The organism is Sphingopyxis macrogoltabida, assembly GCF_001314325.1.
GTDB lineage: Bacteria > Pseudomonadota > Alphaproteobacteria > Sphingomonadales > Sphingomonadaceae > Sphingopyxis > Sphingopyxis macrogoltabida.
The window spans coordinates 2,984,870-3,008,118 of the sequence record NZ_CP009429.1 but is presented as its reverse complement, the minus strand read 5'-3'; the positions used below and the strand labels follow the sequence as shown (position 1 = coordinate 3,008,118).

Sequence of the window (23,249 nt, the reverse complement as noted above, 5' to 3'; positions counted from 1 at the left end):
ATGATCGCGCCGTCTGCACAGGAATCCTCTCCGCCAAGTGCAGAGAAGCTGGATCTGATTCATCGGTTTATGAAGTCCTCGGGTCTTCAGGACCGGATCGATTCTGGTCGCGTCCGTCAAGGTGGTGTAATTTCGGCTGTGGCCGTGGGCCATCGTCAGGCGGCTTTGGCGGTGATGTGTAGGGGCTGATTTTCCTCCTCGATCATGGGTTGGTTGAGTTCGGCCATGCCTTCGATCTGCATGTATCGGTGCTGGAGCTGCCACTCGTCGTTCTGCTCCATCAGCACAGCCCCGACGAGGCGGATGATGCTGTCTTCGTTCGGGAAGATTCCGACGACGTCGGCGCGGCGCTTGACCTCCTTGTTGAGCCGCTCGAGCGGATTGGTTGAGTGTAACTTCGTGCGGTGCTGGGTGGGAAAGCCGGTGTAGGCGAGCACGTCGGTTTCGGCCTCGTCCATGCAGGCGCCGAGCTTGGGCCAACGGGTGCGCAACTGGTCGGCGACCTGTCGCCAGACCTGCGTTGCGCTTTTCTGATCGGGCTGCAGGAAGACCTGGCGGATCGCGGCGGCGACGACAGTGTTCTGGCCCTTGGGCACATAGGACAGGGCATTGCGCATGAAGTGCACCCGGCAGCGCTGCCAGGTGGCGCCCATGACGCGGGTGATCGCGCCCTTGAGGCCCTCGTGAGCATCGGAGATGACCAGCTTCACGCCGGTAAGACCGCGCCGAACAAGGTCCTTCAGGAAGTCGGACCAGAAGACCTCCGCTTCCGAGGGGCCGATATGCAGGCCGACGATCTCGCGCCGGCCCTCGGTGTTGACGGCCATGGCGATTATTGCGGCAACGCTGATGATCCGCCCGCCTTCGCGTACCTTGAGATAGGTGGCATCGAGCCAGAGATACGGCCATTCGCCGGTGAGCGGGCGTTTCAGAAAGGCATGGACGCGCTCGTCAATGTCCTTGCAAAGCTTGGAGACGGTGGACTTGGAGATGCCGGTCATGCCCATGGCCTGGACGAGTTCATCGACCCGCCGGGTGCTGACCCCGCCGATCCACGCTTCCTGGATCACCGCAACCAGCGCTTTCTCGACCATCTTGCGGGGCTCAAGGAAGCCCGGAAAGTAGGACCCAGCACGCAGCTTGGGGATTTTCAGGTTCAGCGTGCCTACCCGGGTATCCAGCGAACGGTCGCGATAGCCGTTGCGCCAGGTCGCGCGCTCGCTGCTGCGTTCGTGGCGACCCGCGCCGATCAGGCCATCAACGTCGGCCTCCATGATCAGCTGCAGCACGTTCTCGGCGATGGTGCGCAAAAAATCCGGTTGGCCGCCCTTCGCAGCAAGCTCTTCGATCAGTAATCTGTCCTCGGTCATCGGGAACTCCTCTTCGTCACGGTTGAAGTGTGCAAACTCCACCATAACGATGAACCCGGTGGCCACCAGCGACGCCGCATTCCGGGGTGGGGCATGCCCCACCCCGGAATACACCATCGCCTACACCGGAAATTACACCACGAGCGCGGACGCTAACTCGATTCTGGGAGCTTCTTAGAAAGATACGCTTTCATTCCCGAGTTGGGATGGACGCAAGGCGCAGAAAATACTCGCCAGAACAAAACGCTGATCGAGCAATGGACAGGTCCTATCGATGCGCTGAAAGCGGCCTACGAGAAATATCGCCCGCAATATCAGGAAGCATATGAGGACCATATCAACTGGGAATTCACCGAGGAAGAATTACGCGGAATCGTGAACTTTTTGGAGTCCCCTCTCGGTAAGCACTATCTCGATGGCTCATGGCGGATGGAGGCTTACACCGGCACCAATATAGAAGAGACCGAGCAAGTCCTCGTGACGAAGGCCGTTGAACAGTATCGCGCTCGATAAGGCATTTCGTCAGCTTCCCTCCCAAAACCGACATCCGCCCAAACTGCCGACAAGTCTTTCCTGCATTATCCGGCTGTGCCTAAGCTATTCCGATGCATCAGGCGCTCTTCCCAAAGGCCACAAAGGACACAAGCCGCTGCGCGCATGCGGGGCTTTTGTGGCTCCAAGCGCCGCCAGCCTCATGGCGAACATGCGATTCCAGTGTGAAGTTGCGCAGTTTTCTGCCCTTCTTCCCATCCCGCCTTCTTCCCGCTATGGGCGCTGGCATGACTGACTTGCACCTTCATCCTTCGCTGCGCGAACCTGCGCAAACGTCCAAGGCCTGGCCGTTCGAGGAAGCGCGCAAGCTGGTGAAACGCTATCCGGAGGGCAAGCCCGCCAAGAACGGGCAAGCCGAGCCGGTGCTGTTCGAGACCGGCTATGGCCCGTCGGGCCTGCCGCATATCGGCACCTTCAACGAAGTGTTGCGCACGACGATGGTTCGCCGCGCCTATGAGGCGATCACCGCCAATGAATCCGGGGTGCCTGCGGCGACGCGCCTCGTTGCGTTCAGCGATGACATGGACGGGCTGCGCAAGGTTCCCGACAATGTGCCGCAGCAGGATATGCTGCGCGAATATCTCGGCAAGCCGCTCACCGCGATCCCCGATCCGTTCGGCAAATATGAAAGTTTCGCGCATCATAACAATGCGATGCTGCGCGAATTTCTCGATCGTTTTGGCTTTGAATATGAATTCGTCAGTTCGACCGAGCGCTACACTTCCGGAGCGTTCGACGACGCGCTGAAGAATGTCCTGCGCCACAATCAGGACATTCTCGACATCATGCTGCCGACGCTCCGCGCCGAGCGCGCGGCGACCTATTCGCCCGTCCTGCCGGTCAGCCCGAAGTCGGGGATCGTGCTGCAGGTGCCGGTGACCGTCGTCGATGCCGATGCTGGTCTCGTGTCGTTCGAGGATGACGGCGAGACGATCACCCATTCGATCCTCGGCGGTGGTGCCAAGCTGCAATGGAAGGTCGACTGGGCGATGCGCTGGGTTGCGCTCGGCGTCGATTACGAGATGTACGGCAAGGATCTGACCGACAGCGGCATCCAGTCGGGCAAGATCGCGCGCGCGCTCGGCGGGCAAAAGCCCGAGGGGCTGATTTACGAGATGTTCCTCGACGAAAAGGGCGAGAAGATTTCGAAGTCGAAGGGCAATGGCCTCAGCCTCGAGCAATGGCTCGACTATGGCAGCGAGGAAAGCCTCGCATTCTTCGCCTATCGTGAGCCCAAGGCGGCGAAGCAGCTTCACATCGGCGTGATCCCGAAGGCGGTCGACGAATATCTGCAGATGCGCGGCAATTATCCGGCGCAGGAGCCCGACAAGCGCCTCGGCAACCCCGCGCACCATGTCCATGTCGCGCGCGGCGAGCAGGTTCCGGCCGCCGAACTGCCGGTGACTTTCGGCCTGCTGCTCAACCTCGTCGGGGTAATGGGCGCCGATGCGTCGAAGGAGCAGATCTGGCGCTATCTCGGCCAATATGTCGCAGGCGCGAATGCGGAGGCTTATCCGGAGCTCGACCGGCTGATCGACAATGCGATGGCGTATAACCGCGACTATGTCGCGCCGACGCTGCAGCGCCGCAAGCCGGCGGGCGGCGAGGGTGCGGCGCTCGCGGAACTTGACGCGAAACTTGCGGCATTGCCCGTCGATGCCTCGGCCGACGATATCCAGAATATCGTGTACGAGATTGGCAAGAACGAATCCTATGGTTTTGAAAACCTGCGCGATTGGTTCAAGGCGCTCTATGAAACCCTGCTCGGGTCGAGCGCCGGGCCGCGCATGGGCAGCTTCATCGCGCTGTTCGGGATCGCCAACACGCGGCGCCTGATCGCCGAGGCTTTGGCATGATCGACATCTTCACCACCGGCGGCACGATCGACAAGATCTATTTCGACGCGCTCAGCGAGTTCCAGATCGGCCCTGCGGCGATCCCCGACATGCTGCGCGAAAACAACGTCCATGTCGCTCACCGCGTGACCCAGTTGATGCGCAAGGACAGCCTCGAATTGGGCGACGCCGATCGCGCGGCGATCCGCGCCGCGGTCGAGGCCAGCGATGCGGCGCACGTCCTCGTTACGCACGGCACCGACACGATGGTCGTCACCGGCCGCGTGCTCGCCGGCATCGCGGGCAAGACGATCGTGCTGACGGGGGCGATGCAGCCTGCGTCGGTGCGCGCGAGCGATGCCGAATTCAATGTCGGCTTCGCGCTGGCGGCGGTGCAGACGCTGCCCCCGGGGGTCTATGTCGCGATGAACGGGATGATCTTCGACCCCGAGAAAACGGTAAAGGACCGCGCCGGCGCGCGCTTCGTCAGCGAATAGGGATCAGCCGTTCGCGGTGACCTGTCGCAGCACCGCGCGATAATTCGGCGCGATCGTCATCGCCTCATGCTTGCCCTGCGCGCCGAGCATCGCATGGACCGCGGGCAGGCGGTAACAGGGTACGCCCATGAACAGATGATGTTCGGCGTGATAATTGACCCAATAGGGCGCGACCGTCGCGCGCGCCAGCCAGCCGGCATGCGTCGTCCGTGCATGGGTGAAGGGGTCCTGGCTCCCTGTCGTGGTGCACGCATGTTCTGCGATGTTGCGGATGCGCAGGTAAAGCTGGAATGTCGTTGCCAACCCAGCGAGCCACAGCAGGTACGGCGTCCAGCCGTAGAGCGCGAGGGAGGCAGCGAGCAGCACCGCCTGCACGATCAGGAAGCGCCCGACCGCGCGGGTAACCGTCATTGCGCCTGCCGCATCGACCGTCGGTGACGTCATGCCGTCGTCCGACTGCTTGTTGAAGGGCATCCCCGCCTTGGTGCCGGTGCGGCCCTTTTCGACCTTCTCGCCGCGGAGCATCGCCTTCAGCCCGACGAGCGCAAAACCGACCTGGGCGGCACGCTGCTTGAAGAAGGTCTGCCCGGTCAGGTCGCGCAGCACCTTGCGCCACAGGCTCGCGCGCGTCGTCGGAAAGGGTTTCGACAGCGAAAGATCGGGGTCCTCGGGCTGCTGCGTGAATTTGTGGTGCTGGAGGTGGTAGGTGCGATAGGCGATCAGGTCCGATCCGACCGCCGCGCCGGTCAGCCACTGGCCGAGGAAATTGTTGGTTTTGCGGTTCGGGTGCAGCAGTCCATGCGCGGCATCGTGCATCAGGATGGCGAGACCAAGCTGGCGCCCGCCGACAAGGATCACCGCCAGTAACCAGGCTGCGGGATTCTGCGTCCATGCGGCAATACCGACCACGGCAAGGCTGACGATCCACGCATGCGCGACAAGCCAGGCACCGCGCCAGCGCGATGCGGTCGTGATCGCGGACCATTCGGCGCGATCGAAGAAGCGGTCTGGCGGCAGGAGGCGGACGGCGGACATGCCGACGCTATATCAAGTTGCGAAGCGAAACGGAACATCTTCCATTTTGGTACAATATCGGCACATTTCGCCTGCGACGATAAGGATTTGGCAACCCCTTTCCGACAGAGCTTCGGGCTCCTTCGGATAGGCAGGAAAGAGGGTAGTTGGGGGCGCAGCGCAAGATTGTTCGGCCGGTCGTCAGCGATCCGTCCACGGACGAATCGCTGCTCGATTCGCCTGAATTCGTGACGCGCCTGATGCGTGTTGCGCAGCTATGGCACTATGTGCTCATCGGCCGCGCGCTGACCTTCTTCGTCTTCGCTTTCGTGCCGGGCGTGGCCGGCTTCCTCGACCGGCCGTCGCAATGGCTGGTGATGGGCATCGGCCTGCTCTGCGACCTCGCGCTGACCGTTGTCGGGCAGGCGATGCGGGGCGGGCGGGCGCTGCACCCCGAACGGCTGCGGCTGGTCATGATGGCCAGCATGGCGCTGATCGCGGTGGGTACGTTGCTCAACGCTGTCGCGATGTTCGCGGCGATTGCGGTTCCCGACGGCCGTTTCTTCTTCGATGCCTTCACCGCGATCCAGATCGGATCGATCCTTGTCGCGGCGTCGGCGGTGGCGATCGCACGCCCCGCCTTCTTTGCCTTTGCCGGTGCGACGGCACTGGGCGGCGCGATCGGCATCGCATCATGGCCCTTCGCCGTCGCGGGGCTGGTGTTTCTGGGCCTGCTGATCGTCATGATGCGCGAGGACATCCGCCATCAGCGCCGCGCGACCCGGGCGCAGCGGTTTGCGATCAGCGACCAGCAGCGCGCGCTGGGCCTCGTCCGCGATTTCGAGCGGGCCGGGCGCGGCTGGTTCTGGGAAACCGATCGCTATGGCCAACTCGTCTATATTTCGCCGACCGTCGCGGCGAAGCTCGGACTGTCGCTGTCCGACATCCTCGGCCGGCCTTTTACCGACATCATTCGCAAGCGAATCGGCAACGACGAGAGCGAAGAGCGCACGCTGGGTTTCAGCCTCTCGTCGCGGACGCCGTTCAACGAATTGACGGTCCAGGCGGCGGTGCAGGGCGAAGAACGCTGGTGGTCGATTTCGGGCAACCCGATCAGCAACGAACTTGGCAATTTCCAGGGATTCCGCGGCAGCGGGACCGACCTCACCGAAAAGAAAAGATCGGAGCGCGAGATCAACCAGCTGGCGCGTTACGATACGCTGACCGGGCTGGCGAACCGGCTGCACATCACCGACCTGCTCGAGCGGGCATTGCGCAGCCACGCCGGACAGGCGCAGCCGTGCGCGTTGCTGATGATGGATCTCGACCGGTTCAAGGCGGTCAACGACACGCTGGGGCATCCGGTCGGCGACCAGCTTCTCCAGCAAGTGGCGGGACGGCTGACCCAGATCGTCGGCGACAAGGGACAGGTCGGACGCCTTGGCGGCGACGAGTTTCAAATCGTGTTGCCGCAGCTCACCCAGCCCGAAAAGCTCGCGGGCATCGCCAACGCAATCATCCTCAGCCTTGCCAAGCCCTTCGCCATAGAGGGCGAGCAGGTCCGGATCGGCTCGTCGATCGGGATTGCCGTATCCGAAGGGCAGGGTGTGTCCGTTTCGGCACTGGTCCGTAACGCCGACCTTGCGCTTTATGCCGCCAAGGACGCCGGGCGCGGCGTCTATCGCTTCTACGCCGATGCGATGCACAATCAGGCGAGCGAGCGCAAGGCGATCGAAGATGCGCTGCGCGACGCGCTCGCACGAGACGAGCTGGCGTTGCTCTATCAGCCGATCGTCGATGTCGGAACCGAGCGAATTTCGGGTTTCGAGGCACTCATCCGCTGGCGGCGCGAACCCGAGGGTGTGATCAGCCCGTCGAAGTTCATACCCATCGCCGAGGAATCGAACCTCATCATCCCGATCGGCGAATGGATCATTCGCACCGCCTGCGCGACGATTGCCCGGCTGGGACCGGGCTACCGTGTCGCGGTCAATGTCTCGCCGCGACAATTCGCCAACGAAAAGCTGCCGACGACGATCATGAGCGCGGTATCGGCGGCGGGCATCCAGCCCGACCAGCTCGAACTGGAGATCACCGAGGGCGTCTTCCTTGACGAGAGTCCCGAGAATCTCGCGATGTTCCAGAAACTGAAGCGCACCGGCGTACGGCTGGCGCTCGACGATTTCGGTACCGGCTATTCGGCGCTCGGCTATTTGAAGAAGGCGCCGTTCGACAAGATCAAGATCGACCAAAGCTTCGTGCTCGGCGCCGCCGATCCGAACAGCATGAACGCCGCGATCATCTCGTCGATCGTCGGCCTTGCGACGGCGCTCGACATGGAAACCACCGCCGAGGGGGTGGAGACGCACGACGATCTGGCGCTGATCCGCGGCTTGGGCTGCAGCCATGTCCAGGGCTATATTTATGGCAAGCCGATGGAACTCGGCGAAGTTCTCGTGCTGCTCGGCGAGGGCGGCGGTCGCGTCGAGGCCAAGGGCTACAAGAGCGCCCGCGAGCCGCGCCGGACGACCTTCCGCACGATCCAGGTCACCAGCGGCGGCTATCAATATGAAGCCATCGTCCGCAATATGTCGTCGCGCGGCGCGCTGATCGAGGGGCTGTGGAACGTGCCCGCCGGGACCGACCTCATCCTCGAATTCGGTTCCGACCTGTCGCTCGATGCGCAGGCGCGTTGGTCGAGCGACAATCGCGTCGGCGTGCAGTTCACCGAAGCCGTCGACATCGAAATGCTCATCAGTCCCGCGCAGGGCCGGGCGACGAGGGCGGTACAGCCGCCACGCCTCCAGCGCATCGCCTGAAATCGCGGCTGATTATTTCCCATTCGTCATCCCGGCCTTCGCCGGGATGACGAATTGGGGAAGGCGATCGTCAGCCGGCGATCCGCCCGCGCACCATCACCCAGCCGACCTTTTCAAGCGTCGTCACATCGCTGAGCGGATCGCCGTCGACCGCGATCATGTCGGCCGACATGCCGGGCGCAATGCGGCCGATCTCATTTTCGAGCGACAGCAGTTTCGCGGCCACCGTCGTCGCGCTTGCCAGCGCCTCGCGCGGGGTCAGCCCATATTTGACGAGCAACGCGAACTCGCCGCCGTTGCGGCCATGTTCGAATACTCCGGCGTCGGTGCCGAAAGCGATCGGCACGCCCAGCGCCTTGGCGCGCGTAACCGCCTTGCCGACGTCGTTCAGCGTCATCCGGACCTTATCCTCGACCGTCGGCGTATAGATGCCCTTGCCGAGCCGTTCCCTTATGCCCTCGAATGCCATCAACGTCGGCACGAGATAGGTACCCTTGGCCTTCATCACCTTCAGCGTCGGATCGTCGGCGAAGGTGCCATGCTCGATGCTGTCGATGCCCGCGGCCGCCGACGCGGTGATCCCGCCCGCGCCATGCGCATGCGCCATGACCTTCAGCCCCAGCGAATGCGCGGTATCGGCGATGCTCTGCAACTCGGCGCTGGTGAAATGGCCCTCGAGCCCGCGTGCCTGCTGCGACAGGACGCCCCCTGTTGCGGTGATCTTGATAACGTCGGCCCCGGCGCGCGACGCCTTGCGCACCTTCTCGGCGCATTCGAGCGCGCCGGTGCAGGTGTAGCCCTGATCGAGCACGGCGTGGACATCTTCGCGGAAGCCCGTGACGTCGCCGTGGCCGCCGATGATCGACAGCGCCGGGCCCGCTGCGACGATGCGCGGCCCCTCGATAAAGCCGTTCGCGGTACCGCGGCGGAGCGCATAGGCGGTATATTGCGCCGACCCCGCCTCGCGCACCGTGGTGAAACCCGCGCGCAGCGTGATGGCGGCATTCTTCGCGCCGACCACCACGCCCCATTCGTCGGGATCGACCGCCGCCGCGCGATAATCGTCGCCGGGGTCGCCGGTGAGGTGGACGTGGAGGTCGACGAGCCCGGGAAGCAGGGTCTTGTCGCCGAGATCGACGACCTCCGCGCCCGCCGGGGCCTCGGCGCGGCCAGCGGTGATCGAGGTGATGCGGTCATCGGTGACGGTAACGGTCGCGGGTCCCTGCACCGGCTTGTCGGCATCGGTGATCACTTGCCCGGCATAGATGACTGTGGTGCGTGCCTCCGCCGAGGCCGCACCGCAAAGCGCCAGCGCGACTGCCGTGGCAGTCGCCAATCCCGATTTTTGCATATTCGCTCCCCTGTTTCGTGGCGCGACCGTGGCGCGTCGGGCGGGGGAGGGCAAGCCCATAAAAAGAGGGGCCGGCGGACCGGCCCCTTCAGTTTATTCATCTGATAACCGAAAGGAATATTACCAGAAGAAGTCGTAGATCACGTCGACCACTTCGCCCGAGTAGGTGTCGACCAGAAGCGCGTCGTCATAATAGCGCACCCAGCGATACCCGCCGTAGGCCGGCGGCAGGCGGTAATAGCCCGGATCGTTGATCCAGTAGCGCGAGCCATAGAACAGCGAGCCCAGCGTGAAGCCGATGCTGAACCGCGTATAGCCGCGTCCGCGATACGGATTGTAATAGCGCGGCATCCGGTAATAGCTGCGGTTGTGGTCGCGATAGCTGCGCCAGTCGTAACGGCGGTCGCTGCGCCAGTCGCGGCTCCAGCGGCTGTTGTTACGGTCCCAGCGATCGTGGCGGCCGTCGCGATAGCGGCGGTCGACATAGCCGTTGCGGTTGCGGTCGTAACGGCGATCGACACGGTTGTTGTTGTTGCGATCCCAGCGGCGATCGAGGTCGCCGTTGCGATTGCGGTCGTAACGCCGGTCTACCTGACCGTTGCGGTTGCGATCCCACTGCCGGTCGACCCGGCCGTTGCGGTCGCGGTCCCACTGGCGGTCGACGCGGCCGTCGCGGTTGCGATCATAGGTGCCGCGCTGGCCCCGGATCTGCTGTTGGCGAATCTGCTGCTGGCGCTGCGCTTGCTGACGCTGCACCTGCTGCTGGCGCACGCGCTGCTGATCGGTACCGCGCTGCTGCCACTGGCGCTGTTGCTGGCCGTTCCAGCGATTGCCGCGATCGGCCCGCATATCGCGCTGCTGACGCTGGACCTGCTGACGTTGCACCTGCTCGCGTTGCGGCTGCGAACGCGGGGCCTGACGCTGGGCGCGGCCTTCGCCGCCGCCGCCGCGCCGGACTTCGGGGCCGCGCGGACCACGGTCGCCGCGATTGCCGCGATCGTTCTGCGCGATCTGCATTCGCTCGCCGGAGGCCTGTGCCGCGGCGGGAGCGATGGGGGTGAGGACCGTCGCAGCGATCAGCAACCCTCCGAACATCTTCTTCATCTCGCCATACTCCAATTCATGTCCCGCACGCTGGAGGCACCAGCCGGGAAGATGAAGAGAAAGTTACCGCAGGCAAGATGATCGGCCGCTGAACCGGGGTGTTGCCTTAGGTTCAGCTTCCCGGGGGCTTGCGCATGGCGGGAACGGCGCGTGCCGCATCCTCGGGGCGGATGCCGGGCGGCGGCGCGGCGGCGATCCGTTCCTCGCCGCGCAGCACGCGGCCGGCGCGGCGGATGGCACCGCGAATCCGCGGATAGGTGCCGCAGCGGCAGATATTGGTGATCGCCGCATCGATTTCGGCGTCGGTCGGATTGCTGTTGGTGCGGAGCAAGGCTGCGGCCGCCATGATCATTCCCGACTGGCAGAAACCGCATTGCGGCACCTGTTCGGCGACCCAGGCCTGCTGCACCGGATGGCTGCGGTCGCGCGACAGTGCCTCGATCGTCGTGACGAAGCGGCCCTCGCATTCGGCGATGGTGACGAGGCAACTGCGAATCGCCTCGCCATCGATATCGACGGTGCACGCGCCGCATTCGCCGGTGCCGCAGCCATATTTGGTCCCCGTCAGGTTCGACGCGTCGCGCAGCGCCCACAGCAGGGGCGTTTCGGGGTCCATGCGATATTCGACCGGGCGGTCGTTGACCGAGAATCGCGTCATGCATTCCCTGTTAGCGCAGCCGCGCGATTAGTCACGCCAGCTTGTGTCGATCTTGTCGACCTTGCGCACCATCGCGTCGAACTCGGCCTTGCCCGACTGACCGGGGATCGCCGCCATATAAAGGTCGCGCTGGTGAACCTTGATGACCTCCTCGTCGACAAGGATCGGCTTGCCCATGCTCATCGTCGCGAGCTGGATCTCGCAGGCGCGCTGCAGCGCCCAATATTTGATGAAGGCGTCGGACAGCGACTTGCCCATCACGACGGGGCCGTGGTTGCGCAGCATCAGGATGCGCTTGTTGCCGAGATGCTCGACCAGCCGCTCGCCCTCTTCCTCGCGGACCGTCACGCCTTCGAAATCGTGATAGGCGAGCTGGCCCATGAAATTGCAGGCATAGAAGTTCGTCGGCTGCAGACCGCCTTCGAGCCCGCAGACCGCCATCGTCGCGGTCGTGTGGGTGTGGATGATCGCATGGGCGTCGGGCAGGACGCGGTGGAACAGGCTGTGCTGGACGAAGCCCGCCTTGTTGACGTGCCAGGGATTATCCTCGTCCAGCTTGTTGCCGTCGATGTCGATCTTGATCAGGCTGGAGGCGGTGACTTCGCTGAAATGCATGCCATAGGGGTTGATCAGGAAGGCGCCTTCCTGATCTTCGAGCTTCACCGTGATGTGGTTGAAGATCATCTCGTCCCAGCCCATCATCGCGAAGATGCGGTAGCAAGCGGCGAGTTCCTGCCGCGCCGTCCATTCGGCTTCGCTATATTTGCTGTTGCGCTTGAGCTGGGTCGCCATGGCCTGTCCCTTACTGTGATTGGTTTCGTCCTGCTACCTATGCCACAAGGCAGCGGGCAGGCCAATCCCGGCGAGGCGCGCGCGGTCCCGTGGCGCGGCAGGCGCGGTTCGCCGCGTTGGGGCTTGCATTTCGGCGCGAATCCTTTTAGTTGGCGCTTCATTGGAACGTCGCGCTTTCGCGGCGCTCTTTTTATTGCCCGAATATCGGCGATTTACGGCAAACCGGCTCTCCGGTGCCGAAATCGTTTTGACGAACAGGAGACGACACGGCGTATGCAGATCATCGTTCGCGACAATAATGTCGACCAGGCCCTTCGCGCGCTCAAGAAGAAGCTGCAGCGTGAGGGCGTGTATCGCGAAATGAAGCTGCGCCGTCACTACGAGAAGCCGAGCGAAAAGCGTGCGCGCGAGCGCGCCGCCGCCGTCCGCCGCGCCCGCAAGATGGAGCGCAAGCGGATGGAGCGCGACGGGATCAAGTAAGCCCGTCGATCCGTTCGGGATCCAGTTCGTGAAAGGGGCGCTGCGGGCAACCGCGGCGCCCTTTTTCATTGGCCGGATGCTTGTCGCCAAGTTGCCGATGTCGGTGAGCGCATTTGGCGTTGCTTTGCAACGGCTTGTCTCGCGCGACAGGAACAAGCGCCTCATTCGCCCGTTTCTCCTGCAAGAGGCGAGCCCCTCCCGCCTCTGCGACAAAGGAGAATCCCGATGGGTGAACTCACCGAAAAAGCGAAAGGCCTTGCGAACGAGGCTGCCGGCAATGTGAAGCAGGCGGCAGGCAAGGCGACCGATAACGAGCGTCTGCGCGCCGAAGGCGAAGCGCAGGAACGCAAGGGCGAAGCCCAGAATCTGAAGGGCAAGGTTCAGGGCGCGCTTGGCGACAAAATCTGACGGGCATGTTCGTCCGCCAAGAAAAAGGCCCCGGGAAACCGGGGCCTTTTTTGTTGCGCGATATACGCTGGCTTATTTGCCGCCGGAGGCGACCAGATCGACGTCGGTCATGCCGCCGTCGCGACGCATGAACAGGACATAGGCCAGTTCGCCCTTCGTGCCGCCGAGTACATGCTCGTCGCCATTGACGCGGTGGTCGCTGGTGTATCCGGCGCGGACCGCCATCGTGTGATAATAGTCGAGCACCGCCTGCATCGACGCCGCGGTCTGGAAATTGACGACGCGGATGTTGCACTTGCCGCCGGCGACGCCCGCTGCCTCGCGCAAGGTCGCGCGCGGATAGAGGCGGAAGGCGGGGGGCAGGCGGTCGGCCCAGGCATTGCCATAGGTCAGCTTGGCATCGCAGCTCCCCTTTGCCTGTTCGCGGGCGAGCGCGCCGATGGTGACCGGGCGCTTGGCAGCGTTGGCGCAATCGCCCTTGCAATCGGCTTCATAGGGCAGCGCCTTGGGCGCGGCGAGCAGCTTGCCGGCGGCCTGCGCCGCTGCGGCTTCGGCGGCGCTGGCGGCCTTGGCGCCGGCAACGCCCGGAACGCCGCCGTCGACAGGCTTGTTGCCCGGACCCACGGCATTCTGGTTCGACTGGCCGGCCAGCTTCGGATCGACCATGATCTTGTCTTCGAGCGAGCCCTTGATCGTCGGGTCTGCATTGGTCAGGCCGTCGTCGAGCGGCGACAATTCGGCCTTGGCATTGGGATTGTCCCGGCAGCCGGCCAACGGAGCGGTGGCCACCAGCAAACCCGCAACCAGCCATTTTCCGCGCATGATCATCGCTAACACTCCCTTAACATCTTCTCCGGAATGCCCGATCCTGGTTAAAAAGGTGCGAAGAAAATGCGTTAACGGGTAAGACTTTGTTAGCCGAAAACTGTCTCGGACCGGGACGGATTCAGCCCCGGCGCGGTGCGGATGAGGCGCGAGGTCGCGACCGCGGCCTGCCGGTGGACGACCGCTTCGCGATATACCGGGTCGGTCACCATCGCCATGAACGCGCCGCTGTCCGGATATTCGGCGACGAAGATTGCGTCCCAACGCTCGCCATCGGGTCCGATCAGCATCGCCTCCATCGTACCGCGCCAGACGATGCGGCCGCCGACGCGCTGGAAGACCGGGCCACTGTCGCGCCCGTAATTCGCATAGGCATCGGCACCGGTCAGGTCGTGCCCGGCGAGCGGGTGACCCGCAGGGTAGGCGGCCTTGTCCCGGAAGCGGACGAGGTTGAGCATGTGGATCACCGTGTCGCGCGGCAGCGCCTTGAAGGCGTCGAACTGCGCGCGTTCGGGGTCGATGTGACGATCATCGGTCACAGCCGGAATTCCTTGCGCTTGATCCGCCACGCATCGGCGCTCTGCGTCCAGGCATCGACCGGCGCATCCTGAAACGGCGCGGGAAGGCGGGTCGGGCCGCTGTTCGTCGCGCCGAGCCGCCGCGCAAGCGCCTGCGAGCGGGTGTTCGCCGGATCGATGCTGTGCATCAGCTCGGGCCATTTCAGAAATTCGACCGCGAAATCGCACGCCGCGATGCAGCCTTCGAAGGCGTAACCTTTGCCCGCGAATTTCGCGCGGACGCCATAACCGACCTCGGGCGCCGGCCAGCCGTCGGGTTCCCATGGCCCAAGCCGCCCGACCCATTCGCCGGTGTCGCGTTCGATCACCGAAAACATCGAAAAGCCGCGGATATGCCATGCACCCGCGAGCGTGCACCACATGCGCCACGCCTGCGATCGTTCGCAGGTGCCGCCGATGAACTGCATGGTATCGGCTTCGGTGCACATTTCGGCGAAGCCGTCGAAATCCTCTGTCGCGGGCGGACGGAGGATCAGGCGCTCGGTTACGAGCAGCGGGCCGTTCAGCATGATATCTCTCCGCAGCGTTGGCCGATGCTTCTGCGGGAAGAGCGCGAGAGGGGCAAGCCCCGACGCACGGCGGCCCGCACACGCGATGTTGAGGACGCCGACCTCCCGGCCGGCGTCCTCGCCATCACGTGTGCGGGCGGAGGGGTCTCGGACCCACACCCGTAACGGTAACGCTATCGCTTAGCGGCAGCGATATTTGCTCTTGTCGATCTCGCGGCCGAGCAGCGCGCCACCCGCGGCGCCGAGCACCGTGCCGAGCAGCTTGTCGCCGTTGCCCGCAATCTCGTGTCCGGCGAGGCCGCCCACCGCGCCGCCGATCAGGAGACCGGTCGTGCCATTGTCCTTCTTGCAACGATAACGTCCGTCGCTGCCGCGCCAGACGCGGGTGTTCGAATTCACGCGCTGGTCGTTGCGGGCATAATAGTCGCGGTCGCGATGACGGCGCTTCTTGTAGAAATCGCTCGTCTGTTCGCTGGCGTGATAGCCGGGAGCCTGCACAGCGGTCGAAACGCCGGCAGAAGCGGGGGCCGAAGCCATGACACCGGCCGCGGCGATCGTGCCGAAAAGGGCCTTGGTGAAATTGCGCATTCTATTGTCCTTTCCTGGTTCGGCGCCTCGCCCGCTTGTGCAAGAGGGCATCGGGCGCTTCGAAAGGGAAAACGACCGGGGTCCAATTCCCGTTGCATGAACCCGAGGCAACAAGACGAACCGAGCCATTGCATCGACGAACCGAAAGGTCTTGCGGGGCGGCAAAGGGCATGCGACATATCGGCCATGCTGAATATCGGATCGCTCGTCATTGGCGTTATCGCGCTGGTTCTGGCCGTTTTCGCCTTCATCCCGCTGCTCGGCTGGGCGAACTGGGTGATCATCCCGTTTGCCGTCGTCGGCCTCGCGCTCGGCGCGATGTCGGACAAGACGAGCGGACGCAATCTCAACATCGTCGTCATCGTGATCGGGGTTATTCGCCTGATGCTGGGCGGCGGCATCATCTGATTTCCCGCCGAAAGGCTTTTCGACCATGACGCAGCAGACTGCCGCTTCGGCGGGCGATCGGGGCGGCTTGCCCTATGCGCTCCTCGCCTATGGGCTGTGGGGTTTCGTCCCGCTGTTCTTCAAGCTGCTTGCCAGCGTGCCGCCAATCGAAGTGCTGGCGCAGCGGATCATCTGGTCGCTGCCCTTCTGCTTCCTGATCATGGCGTTCCGCCGCCAGATCGGCGACTATCTGGGCGCGCTGAAGGACTGGCGCGTGCTGAGGATGCTGCTCGCGAGTTCGGTGCTGATCGCGATCAACTGGCTGGTTTATATCCACGCGATCTTTACCGACCATGTTCTGGCGGCGAGCCTCGGCTATTATTTGAACCCGCTCGTCAATGTGATGCTGGGGATGGTCTTTCTCGGCGAACGGCTGTCGCGGCTGCAGATGCTTGCGGTCGCCATCGCCGCGGTCGGGGTCGCGATCCTGCTCGGCGGCGCGCTCGACACGCTGTGGATCAGCCTTACGCTCGCGTTCAGTTTCGGCGTCTACGGATTGATCCGCAAGGTGGTACCCGTCGGGTCGCTGCCGGGGCTGGCGATCGAAACGACGGTGTTGCTGCCGGTTTCGCTGGCCATCGCAGGCTATTTCATCTGGGCCGGCGACGGCCGCGGTTTCGGCAGTGACGCGGGGGTGAGCTGGCTGCTCGCGGCCGGCGGCGTGGTGACGGCGGTGCCGCTGTTGCTCTTCGCCACGGCGGCGCGGCGAATGAGCTATGCGGCGCTCGGCTTCGTCCAGTTCCTTGCACCGACGATCCAGTTCCTGCTCAGCCTGTTCGTATTCGGCGAGCCGCTGAAGCCGGCGCAGCTCGCCTGTTTCCTGCTCATCTGGACGAGCATCGCAGTGTTCAGTTTCGATATCTGGCGCAAGCTGCGCGCCGAACGAATGATGCCGGGGGCTTAGATTCTTCGTCATGCCGAACTTGATCCGGCATCCACTGCGGCGTTGAAGTCATGGACCCCGGAGCAAGTCCGGGGTGACGAAGAGGGATTTTAAACCAGCCGCCATCCCAATGTTTCGCCGGCGTGGAACGGCACGACCTCGCCGATCCGGTCGGGGACGATGGTCTCGCCGCGCTCGAGGGTGACCGTCTGCTCGTTGAGCGGCAGGCCATAGAAGCGCGGGCCGTGCTCGCTCGCGAAGCCTTCGAACTGGTCGAGCGCGCCATCCTCGTCGAAGGCGGTGACATAGCTTTCGAGCGCATAGGGGGCGTTGAAGATGCCCGCGCAGCCGCACGATGCTTCCTTGGTGTGCACCGCGTGCGGTGCGCTGTCGGTGCCGAGGAAAAATTTCGGCGAACCCGACGTCGCGGCCTTGCGCACCGCGAGCCGGTGATGCTCGCGCTTGGCGACCGGCAGGCAATAGGCGTGCGGGCGGATGCCGCCGACAAGCATCGCGTTGCGATTGATGTGCAGATGCTGCGGCGTCACCGTGGCGGCGACATTTGCCGGGGCCTCGGCGACGAACGCGGCGGCTTCGGCGGTCGTGATATGTTCGAAGACGATCTTGAGCGCCGGAAGCCGTTTCACGAGCGGTGCGAGCGTGCGTTCGATGAACACCGCCTCGCGGTCGAAGATATCGACATCATGATCGGTAACCTCGCCGTGGATCAGCAGCGGCATGCCGATGTCCTGCATGCGCTCGAGCACGGGCATGATGTTCGCGATATCGGTGACGCCGTGGGCGCTGCCCGTGGTCGCATGCGCGGGGTAGAGTTTTGCGGCCGTGAAAACACCCTCGGCATGGCCGCGCGCCATTTCGTCAGGGTCGCTATGGTCGGTAAGATAGGCGACGATCAGCGGCGTGAAGTCGAGCCCGGCGGGAACGGCGGCGTTGATCCGGTCGCGATACGCCCGGCCTTCTTCGGCGGTGGTGACCGGCGGCGACAGGTTCGGCATGATGATCGCACGCGCGAACTGGCGCGCGGTGTAGGGCGCGACATGTTCCAGCATCGCGCCGTCGCGAAGGTGGACGTGCCAGTCGTCGGGACGGCGGATGGTCAGGCGGTCGGTCATGCGGGCGGACTCGTCGATAAGTGGGCTTGGTTTCGGCTGCGGCGTCCTTAGGGACAGAAGCCACAAATTGCACGCTCGAGGTTTGAAGCGATTTTGTTCAGTGCGAGAAGGCAAGGCGCAGGCCTATGTCGATAGGTCAAGGCTTGCCGACGAAGCAATGGACAAAATCGGTCAAATCCCGAAGGGACGTTGAAATGGCTTCAATCTCAGGCCCGGTCAGCTTTGCGGGTAGCGATGCTACCCGCTGCACCCGCCCGAACCCGATATTTTCGCCATTTCGACGCCTCGAGCGTGCAATTTGTGGCTTCTGTCCCTAAATTATCGCCATGGCCAATACCACCCTCAACGACCGCGCCCTGATCCGTCTGTCGGGGGAGGACGTCCGCGGCTTCCTGCAAGGGCTCGTCACCAATGATACGTCGGGCAACCTGCCGGTGTGGGCGGCGTTGCTGACCGCGCAGGGCAAGGTGTTGTTCGATTTCCTGCTGTGGGGCGATGGCGACGATGTGCTCGTCGATTGCGAACGTGACGCCGCCGAGGCGCTTGCGAAGCGGCTGACCCTCTATCGCTTGCGCCGCCCGATCACGATCGCGGTCGAGCCCGGTCTTGCGGTCCATTGGGCAACGGCAGGCGACCTTGGCGTCGTCGATCCGCGCCTTGCCGAACTCGGCCAGCGCTGGCTGGCCCCCGCCGGCGAAGGCGAAAGCGCCGATGCCGCCTGGCAGGCGCATCGCCTGTCGCTCGGCGTCACCGAGGGATGCGGCGAACTCGGCGACGGTGCAACCTTGTGGCTCGAATGCAATGCCGCCGAACTGAACGGCGTCAGCTTTACCAAGGGCTGCTATGTCGGACAGGAAAATACCGCGCGGATGAACTGGCGGCAGAAGGTGAACCGGCGGCTGGTCGTGGTGCCGATCGGCGAGGCCGACGAAAAGCGGCAGATGGTCGCTTATCCCGACCTCGGACTGTCGGTCGAACATCGCCGCGTCGAGAATATCGATCCTTCCACGGCGCCGTTCTGGATGCGTGAGGGGTTGGCTGCCGGTTCATGACAGGTGCAGCGATCGCTGCTACTATATCGTCCATGCGCGCGCTTCTGATCCCGTCGGCGCTTGTCGCCGTTTTCGCCGCGACCCCGGCCTTCGCGGCTGGTGTTTGCACACCCGAACCTGCATTGGCCGATAATGCCACGCCACTCGTGCCGATCGAGGCCGAAATGACTGCGGTGCCGTCGCTGCTGGCGCCGCTTGCGGCCGACTCGCCATGGCGCGCGCGTTTCGAGGCGGCCGCCGACGAACTGCTGCCGGCGCTGCGGTCGGGCCAGCCGGCCCGTTGGCAGCCCTTGCTCGGCGGGCGCTGGCTGGGCGAGCGGGAGAGCGCGGCGGTCGCGACGCTGCTCGCCGATGAATGCGCGGCCTTTGCGCCGCTGCTCACGGCCCGGGGGCCGATCGAACGCCGGATTCTCGGCTGGAATATTCCGGCATCCTACAGCCCCGCCGACCGCGCCGAAATCGCGGCGCGGCCCGAGGCGGAAGCGCTGGTCTGCTGGTCGGCAGGGCAGGGCAGCGACGCGGCCTGGCCGAGCACTGCGGCGGAGGCCGACAATGCGGCGGGGCGTCCCTATGCCTGCGCGCGCATCGCCTATTCGCTGCGCGGCGGTATCGCGAGTTGGCGGGCCTTCGTCGAGCGCGGCTGATTGCGGCAGGAAGTGCCGCGCATTTAACCAATAACCAACGATAGTCTGCGACAAGCGCCGCATGTTGGGGCGCTTTCTTGGTTTGGCCGCGGTCATCGCGGCGGTATCGGTCGGCATGGCGGGCATCGCCGGCCGTTCGACGAACCTGGCCGCTACCGGGCCGGTTGTCGATCGCGGCGGCGACGACAATGAAAACTGGACGACCCAGCGCGGTAAGGACCGAAGCGCTTATACGACCGCACAGGCCCGCGCCTCGTCGGGCGGAGTACGCATCAACCGGTCCGGCGATTCGCATTTTTACGCCACTGCCGAAATCGACGGCGTCGATATCAAGATGATGGTCGACAGCGGGGCGTCGATCATCGCACTGACCCGGCGCGACGCAGAGACGATCGGCATCGATGTCGACAGCCTGCCCGTTTCGGGCACTGCGCGCACCGCGGGCGGCGACGTTCCGATGCGCACGGTCATGCTCGACAGCGTCGACATCGACGGGATCGAGGTGCGGCGGGTACAGGCGGCGGTGGTCGACGCCGACATGGGCGTTTCGCTGCTCGGCCAAAGCTATTTGGCAAGGCTCGCCGCCGTGAATGTCGAAGGCGACACGATGACGCTGCGGTGAGGCCGCCGCGCTGCGCGGGACGCGGCTATGATATTACAAGGGCGCTTCCGGCCTTGACCCGATCGAGCGCGATCAGGGTGCGAAAATGGTCGACAAGGTCGCTTTCGGAAAACAGCCGCCGCGTCAGCGCCTCATATTCGCGCATGTCGCGGCAGACGATGATCAGGACGAAGCTGACGCCGCCGGTCGCGTAATAGGCCTGCTGCACCGTCGGCTCGGCGGCAAAGAGCGCCTTCGCCGCATCGACCGTCGCCGCGCGCTCGTCGAGCAGATGCACTTCGACGATGGCGGTGATCGCCAGCGACAGGGCCTCGGGCGCAATGACGGCCACATTGGCTTCGATCACACCTGCAGCCTCCATCGCAGCGATCCGGCGCTGTACGGCCGCGGCCGACAGGTTGACCGCGTCGGCGATCCGGCGCTGCGGCGTCTTGTTGTCGGACTGGATGATCCGGAGAATCGCCCGGTCGAAATCGTCGAGCGACCGGTTGGCATGAGGGGATGATACGCGCATCGGCACCGTCCTGAGCGATTGTTGCATTTCTGCGCCCGAATTTGCGCGCACAACCCGCCTAAACGAGATTATTTCCCGCCGCCATGATAGACATGCGATCTACCTCTGGCCAGCACGCCGCCGCGATCGGCATCTGCGCGGCGCTGGCGTCCCAGATATCGATGAACCTCGGCGCCGGTTTCGCCAAGCAGCTGTTTCCGATGCTCGGCGCCTATGGCGTGACATCGCTTCGGACCGCGCTGGCGGCGGCGATGCTCTTTGCCCTGTATCGCCCGTGGCGACGCCCGGTTACCCGCGCCGCCATCCCGGCGCTGCTGATCTATGGCGCGATGCTGGGCACCATGAACCTGACCTATTATCAGGCGCTGGCCCGCATTCCGATCGGGATTGCGACGGGGATCGAGGTGATGGGCCCGCTTGCCGTCGTGCTGCTGGCGTCGCGCCGTCCTCGCGATTTCCTGTGGCTCGCGCTGGCTGTCCTCGGCCTGATCCTGCTTTTGCCGCTCGGGCATGACGACAGGCTCGATCCCGTCGGAATCGCCTTTGCATTCGCCGCCGCCGCCTGCTGGGCGCTCTACATCATCTTCGGCAAGCGGGTCGCGGGCACGCTCGGGAGCAACGCGGCGCCGTGGGGCATGCTCGTTGCGGCGGTGCTGACCCTGCCGATCGGGCTGGGCACGACGGGGACGATATTATTCTCGCCCGCCGTCCTGCTGATCGGTGCCGGCATTGCACTCCTGTCGAGCGCGATCCCCTATTCGCTGGAGATCGAAGCGATGCGCCGGCTGCCGGCGCATGTGTTCGGCATGCTGCTGGGCGCTTCCCCGGCGGTCGGGGCGCTGGCGGGCTATGTGATTCTCGATGAGGTTCTGACGCCGGTCCAGTGGCTCGCGATTGGCTGCATCATCGTTTCGGCGATCGGCAGCTCGGTGGTGGCATCGCGGCCGACGACCACGCTGGAGACCTGACAGGCTTGCCATTTTGGCCGCGTTTCCCCACATCGGCCGCCATGAACGCTCCCAATCCCCCCCCGAATCCCCCGATGCGCGCCGCGATCGTGCCTGTCACCGCCTTCGAACAGAATTGCACCTTGATGTGGTGCACCGAGACCAACAAGGCGGCCTTCATCGATCCGGGCGGCGATCTCGAAAAGCTCCGCGAAGCGGTGCGGCAGACCGGGGTGGAGGTCGAAAAGATCCTCGTCACCCATGGTCATATGGACCATTGCGGTCAGGCTGGGGTGCTGGCGAAAGAGCTGGGCGTGCCGATCGAGGGGCCGCACGAGGACGACCGTTTCTGGATCGAGCGGTTGGGTGAGGACGGCGCGCGCTTCGGCATGACCGGCGAGATTTTCGAGCCCGACCGCTGGCTCGTCGACGGCGACACCGTGACCGTCGGCAATCTGGTCATCGACGTCATCCACTGTCCGGGACACACGCCGGGGCATGTCGTCTTCCATCATGCGCCGTCGAAGCTGGCGGTTGTCGGCGACGTGCTGTTCCAGGGATCGATCGGCCGCACCGACTTTCCGCGCGGCAATCACCAGCAGCTGCTCGATTCGATCACGCAGAAGCTGTGGCCGCTCGGCGGCGATACGACGTTCCTGCCCGGTCACGGCCCGCACAGCAATTTCGCGCACGAGCGGCGGACGAACCCCTATGTCAGCGATATGGCGATGGGGACGGCGTAAGTTCAGCCTATCGCGCTTCGGCCGCGACCGTCTCGGTCACGGCGCTCGAGGTGAAGCTGACCGGGGTCAGATAAACCGCGACGAGCGCGGTGATCGCGAGCCCGAGCTGGGTCAGGATCGTGATGATCGTCCCCGCCATGCGGCCCCACATCATGCCATCCATCCCCAGCGCATGCAGGATGCGGCCGACGAGGTAGAGCGCGCCCGCGCCCCACAGCCACAGCGAAGAGCCGATCCCGAGCTCGACAAGCGCGAGCAGGATGAGCACGAAGGCACTGTTCTCGACGAAATTGCTGTGAGCACGCATGCGGCGGATCACCGCATCATTGCCGCCGTCGCCGACGAAGATCTTCTCGCGCGTCCGCACCCGCCCGACGCGGATGCTGAGCCAGAGGTTGAGCAGGGCGGCGCCCGCGGCGATGGTCAGGCTGATCGGCAAGATTATCATATCGGGTCCCCCTCCCGGCCGGCGACTGCGGCCCTCGGCCGGGTGTGGCATCGGCCGAAAGCGAGTGCAAGACCGTGCGCTACGGCTCAGCTTTCCGGCGGGGTTTCCGGCTTCGCCTCGCGCGCCTGCGCCTTGCGCTTGCGCAGGTTGGCGCGCAACGCCTCCGCGAGGCGGCGTTCGCGTTCGAGATCGGCGGGGGAGGGCGGCTTGCTCACGGCGCGATCCTTGCCTGCGAAATCGGCGCAGCGTCAAGCCTTCGCACCTTGACAGGCGAAGGGCGCCCCGCCATAGGCCGCGCCTGCCCGGCACCGTCGTGCCCCGCGGCATCAGGCTGCTGCTGTAGCTCAGTGGTAGAGCGCACCCTTGGTAAGGGTGAGGTCGAGAGTTCAATCCTCTCCAGCAGCACCATTTCCGGCCCGGCCGGGTCACCGAAAAA

General features: G+C 64.4%; 28 protein-coding genes and 1 tRNA gene. 15 read left to right on the top strand and 14 right to left on the bottom strand.

The genetic code is table 11. The features are described from left to right. Positions 1 to 155 precede the first annotated feature (155 nt). Positions 156 to 1,370, bottom strand: coding sequence for an IS256-like element ISSpma2 family transposase (locus LH19_RS14815; RefSeq protein WP_006954973.1), 1,215 nt, complete (start codon positions 1,368 to 1,370; stop codon positions 156 to 158). Between the two features lie 201 nt (positions 1,371 to 1,571). On the opposite strand from LH19_RS14815, the gene LH19_RS14810 reads away from it, so the two are divergent. The 3 genes from LH19_RS14810 (at position 1,572) to LH19_RS14800 (ending at position 4,254) form a co-directional block, all read left to right on the top strand. Continuing rightward, on the top strand, positions 1,572 to 1,883 hold the full coding sequence (locus LH19_RS14810) for a DUF2059 domain-containing protein (RefSeq protein WP_054729432.1): 312 nt from the start codon (positions 1,572 to 1,574) through the stop codon (positions 1,881 to 1,883). A 266-nt stretch (positions 1,884 to 2,149) separates the two neighbouring features. Then, entirely contained in the window at positions 2,150 to 3,778 is a 1,629-nt protein-coding gene (locus LH19_RS14805) for a lysine--tRNA ligase (RefSeq protein ID WP_054733612.1), read from the top strand. Further along, positions 3,775 to 4,254, top strand: coding sequence for an asparaginase domain-containing protein (locus tag LH19_RS14800; protein WP_054729429.1), 480 nt, complete (start codon positions 3,775 to 3,777; stop codon positions 4,252 to 4,254). The genes LH19_RS14805 and LH19_RS14800 overlap by 4 nt, the downstream gene beginning before the upstream one ends. A 3-nt stretch (positions 4,255 to 4,257) precedes the next feature. Here LH19_RS14800 and LH19_RS14795 read toward each other — a convergent pair whose 3' ends face one another. Next, a complete protein-coding gene (locus tag LH19_RS14795) occupies positions 4,258 to 5,289 on the bottom strand; it encodes a fatty acid desaturase family protein (protein WP_054729427.1) in 1,032 nt (343 codons plus the stop codon). A 146-nt stretch (positions 5,290 to 5,435) separates the two neighbouring features. On the opposite strand from LH19_RS14795, the gene LH19_RS14790 reads away from it, so the two are divergent. Continuing rightward, positions 5,436 to 8,087 (top strand): EAL domain-containing protein, encoded by a 2,652-nt coding sequence (locus LH19_RS14790; RefSeq protein ID WP_054729424.1) that lies wholly within the window; start codon positions 5,436 to 5,438, stop codon positions 8,085 to 8,087. A gap of 70 nt (positions 8,088 to 8,157) precedes the next feature. On the opposite strand, the gene LH19_RS14785 is transcribed toward LH19_RS14790, so the two are convergent. Beyond that, positions 8,158 to 9,438: a metal-dependent hydrolase family protein gene (locus tag LH19_RS14785; RefSeq protein WP_054729420.1), complete on the bottom strand. Its 1,281-nt coding sequence runs from the start codon at positions 9,436 to 9,438 to the stop codon at positions 8,158 to 8,160. 120 nt (positions 9,439 to 9,558) lie between these two features. Next, positions 9,559 to 10,194, bottom strand: coding sequence for an RcnB family protein (locus LH19_RS14780; protein ID WP_234715940.1), 636 nt, complete (start codon positions 10,192 to 10,194; stop codon positions 9,559 to 9,561). Between LH19_RS14780 and LH19_RS29485 the strand changes: the two genes are divergently transcribed. Next, a complete protein-coding gene (locus LH19_RS29485; protein WP_234715939.1) occupies positions 10,153 to 10,623 on the top strand; it encodes a hypothetical protein in 471 nt (156 codons plus the stop codon). The genes LH19_RS14780 and LH19_RS29485 overlap by 42 nt on opposite strands. A 31-nt stretch (positions 10,624 to 10,654) precedes the next feature. Here LH19_RS29485 and LH19_RS14775 read toward each other — a convergent pair whose 3' ends face one another. Both LH19_RS14775 and LH19_RS14770 read right to left on the bottom strand, forming a co-directional pair. Next, the gene (locus tag LH19_RS14775) at positions 10,655 to 11,200 is read right to left on the bottom strand and encodes a (2Fe-2S)-binding protein (RefSeq protein WP_054729414.1); all 546 of its coding nucleotides are present in this window, start codon (positions 11,198 to 11,200) and stop codon (positions 10,655 to 10,657) included. Between the two features lie 27 nt (positions 11,201 to 11,227). Then, on the bottom strand, positions 11,228 to 11,992 hold the full coding sequence (locus LH19_RS14770) for a class II aldolase/adducin family protein (protein ID WP_054729410.1): 765 nt from the start codon (positions 11,990 to 11,992) through the stop codon (positions 11,228 to 11,230). A 273-nt stretch (positions 11,993 to 12,265) separates the two neighbouring features. Between LH19_RS14770 and rpsU the strand changes: the two genes are divergently transcribed. Next, the gene (rpsU, locus tag LH19_RS14765) at positions 12,266 to 12,472 is read left to right on the top strand and encodes a 30S ribosomal protein S21 (RefSeq protein ID WP_003047635.1); all 207 of its coding nucleotides are present in this window, start codon (positions 12,266 to 12,268) and stop codon (positions 12,470 to 12,472) included. A 225-nt stretch (positions 12,473 to 12,697) separates the two neighbouring features. Next, positions 12,698 to 12,880, top strand: a complete 183-nt coding sequence (locus LH19_RS14760) for a CsbD family protein (RefSeq protein WP_054729406.1) — start codon at positions 12,698 to 12,700, stop codon at positions 12,878 to 12,880. A gap of 72 nt (positions 12,881 to 12,952) precedes the next feature. Here the strand turns inward: LH19_RS14760 and LH19_RS14755 are convergent, their stop codons facing one another. The 4 genes from LH19_RS14755 to LH19_RS14740 form a co-directional block, all read right to left on the bottom strand. Then, complete coding sequence (locus LH19_RS14755; RefSeq protein ID WP_054729400.1) at positions 12,953 to 13,708, bottom strand: hypothetical protein; 756 nt, start codon at positions 13,706 to 13,708, stop codon at positions 12,953 to 12,955. 86 nt (positions 13,709 to 13,794) lie between these two features. After that, on the bottom strand, positions 13,795 to 14,244 hold the full coding sequence (locus LH19_RS14750) for a DUF1330 domain-containing protein (RefSeq protein ID WP_054729397.1): 450 nt from the start codon (positions 14,242 to 14,244) through the stop codon (positions 13,795 to 13,797). Continuing rightward, positions 14,241 to 14,792, bottom strand: coding sequence for a GNAT family N-acetyltransferase (locus LH19_RS14745; protein WP_082395741.1), 552 nt, complete (start codon positions 14,790 to 14,792; stop codon positions 14,241 to 14,243). The genes LH19_RS14750 and LH19_RS14745 overlap by 4 nt, the downstream gene beginning before the upstream one ends. A gap of 180 nt (positions 14,793 to 14,972) precedes the next feature. Further along, on the bottom strand, positions 14,973 to 15,380 hold the full coding sequence (locus LH19_RS14740) for a glycine zipper 2TM domain-containing protein (RefSeq protein ID WP_054729394.1): 408 nt from the start codon (positions 15,378 to 15,380) through the stop codon (positions 14,973 to 14,975). 186 nt (positions 15,381 to 15,566) lie between these two features. On the opposite strand from LH19_RS14740, the gene LH19_RS14735 reads away from it, so the two are divergent. Together LH19_RS14735 and rarD are read left to right on the top strand one after the other, a co-directional pair. Beyond that, positions 15,567 to 15,788 (top strand): hypothetical protein, encoded by a 222-nt coding sequence (locus LH19_RS14735; RefSeq protein ID WP_054588143.1) that lies wholly within the window; start codon positions 15,567 to 15,569, stop codon positions 15,786 to 15,788. 25 nt (positions 15,789 to 15,813) lie between these two features. Beyond that, positions 15,814 to 16,731 (top strand): EamA family transporter RarD, encoded by a 918-nt coding sequence (rarD, locus tag LH19_RS14730; RefSeq protein ID WP_054729391.1) that lies wholly within the window; start codon positions 15,814 to 15,816, stop codon positions 16,729 to 16,731. Between the two features lie 89 nt (positions 16,732 to 16,820). Here the strand turns inward: rarD and pyrC are convergent, their stop codons facing one another. Next, positions 16,821 to 17,843: a dihydroorotase gene (gene pyrC / locus LH19_RS14725; RefSeq protein WP_054729388.1), complete on the bottom strand. Its 1,023-nt coding sequence runs from the start codon at positions 17,841 to 17,843 to the stop codon at positions 16,821 to 16,823. A 326-nt stretch (positions 17,844 to 18,169) separates the two neighbouring features. Here pyrC and ygfZ point away from each other — a divergent pair, with 326 nt between their 5' ends. The 3 genes from ygfZ (at position 18,170) to LH19_RS14710 (ending at position 20,161) form a co-directional block, all read left to right on the top strand. Beyond that, a complete protein-coding gene (gene ygfZ / locus LH19_RS14720) occupies positions 18,170 to 18,895 on the top strand; it encodes a CAF17-like 4Fe-4S cluster assembly/insertion protein YgfZ (protein ID WP_054729384.1) in 726 nt (241 codons plus the stop codon). 32 nt (positions 18,896 to 18,927) lie between these two features. Then, entirely contained in the window at positions 18,928 to 19,539 is a 612-nt protein-coding gene (locus tag LH19_RS14715) for a hypothetical protein (RefSeq protein WP_054729381.1), read from the top strand. Positions 19,540 to 19,600: 61 nt separating this feature from the next. Continuing rightward, positions 19,601 to 20,161: a retropepsin-like aspartic protease family protein gene (locus LH19_RS14710; RefSeq protein WP_054729377.1), complete on the top strand. Its 561-nt coding sequence runs from the start codon at positions 19,601 to 19,603 to the stop codon at positions 20,159 to 20,161. Between the two features lie 25 nt (positions 20,162 to 20,186). On the opposite strand, the gene LH19_RS14705 is transcribed toward LH19_RS14710, so the two are convergent. After that, complete coding sequence (locus tag LH19_RS14705; protein ID WP_054733606.1) at positions 20,187 to 20,675, bottom strand: Lrp/AsnC family transcriptional regulator; 489 nt, start codon at positions 20,673 to 20,675, stop codon at positions 20,187 to 20,189. Between the two features lie 92 nt (positions 20,676 to 20,767). Between LH19_RS14705 and LH19_RS14700 the strand changes: the two genes are divergently transcribed. Next, positions 20,768 to 21,643, top strand: coding sequence for an EamA family transporter (locus LH19_RS14700; RefSeq protein ID WP_054729375.1), 876 nt, complete (start codon positions 20,768 to 20,770; stop codon positions 21,641 to 21,643). 41 nt (positions 21,644 to 21,684) lie between these two features. Then, positions 21,685 to 22,365 (top strand): MBL fold metallo-hydrolase, encoded by a 681-nt coding sequence (locus tag LH19_RS14695; RefSeq protein ID WP_054729371.1) that lies wholly within the window; start codon positions 21,685 to 21,687, stop codon positions 22,363 to 22,365. A gap of 7 nt (positions 22,366 to 22,372) precedes the next feature. Here LH19_RS14695 and LH19_RS14690 read toward each other — a convergent pair whose 3' ends face one another. Next, positions 22,373 to 22,813, bottom strand: coding sequence for an MAPEG family protein (locus LH19_RS14690; protein WP_054733603.1), 441 nt, complete (start codon positions 22,811 to 22,813; stop codon positions 22,373 to 22,375). Between the two features lie 86 nt (positions 22,814 to 22,899). Beyond that, positions 22,900 to 23,028 (bottom strand): hypothetical protein, encoded by a 129-nt coding sequence (locus LH19_RS29655; protein WP_257720432.1) that lies wholly within the window; start codon positions 23,026 to 23,028, stop codon positions 22,900 to 22,902. Between the two features lie 118 nt (positions 23,029 to 23,146). Here LH19_RS29655 and LH19_RS14685 point away from each other — a divergent pair. Beyond that, positions 23,147 to 23,221 (top strand) — tRNA-Thr (locus LH19_RS14685). Positions 23,222 to 23,249: the final 28 nt, after the last annotated feature.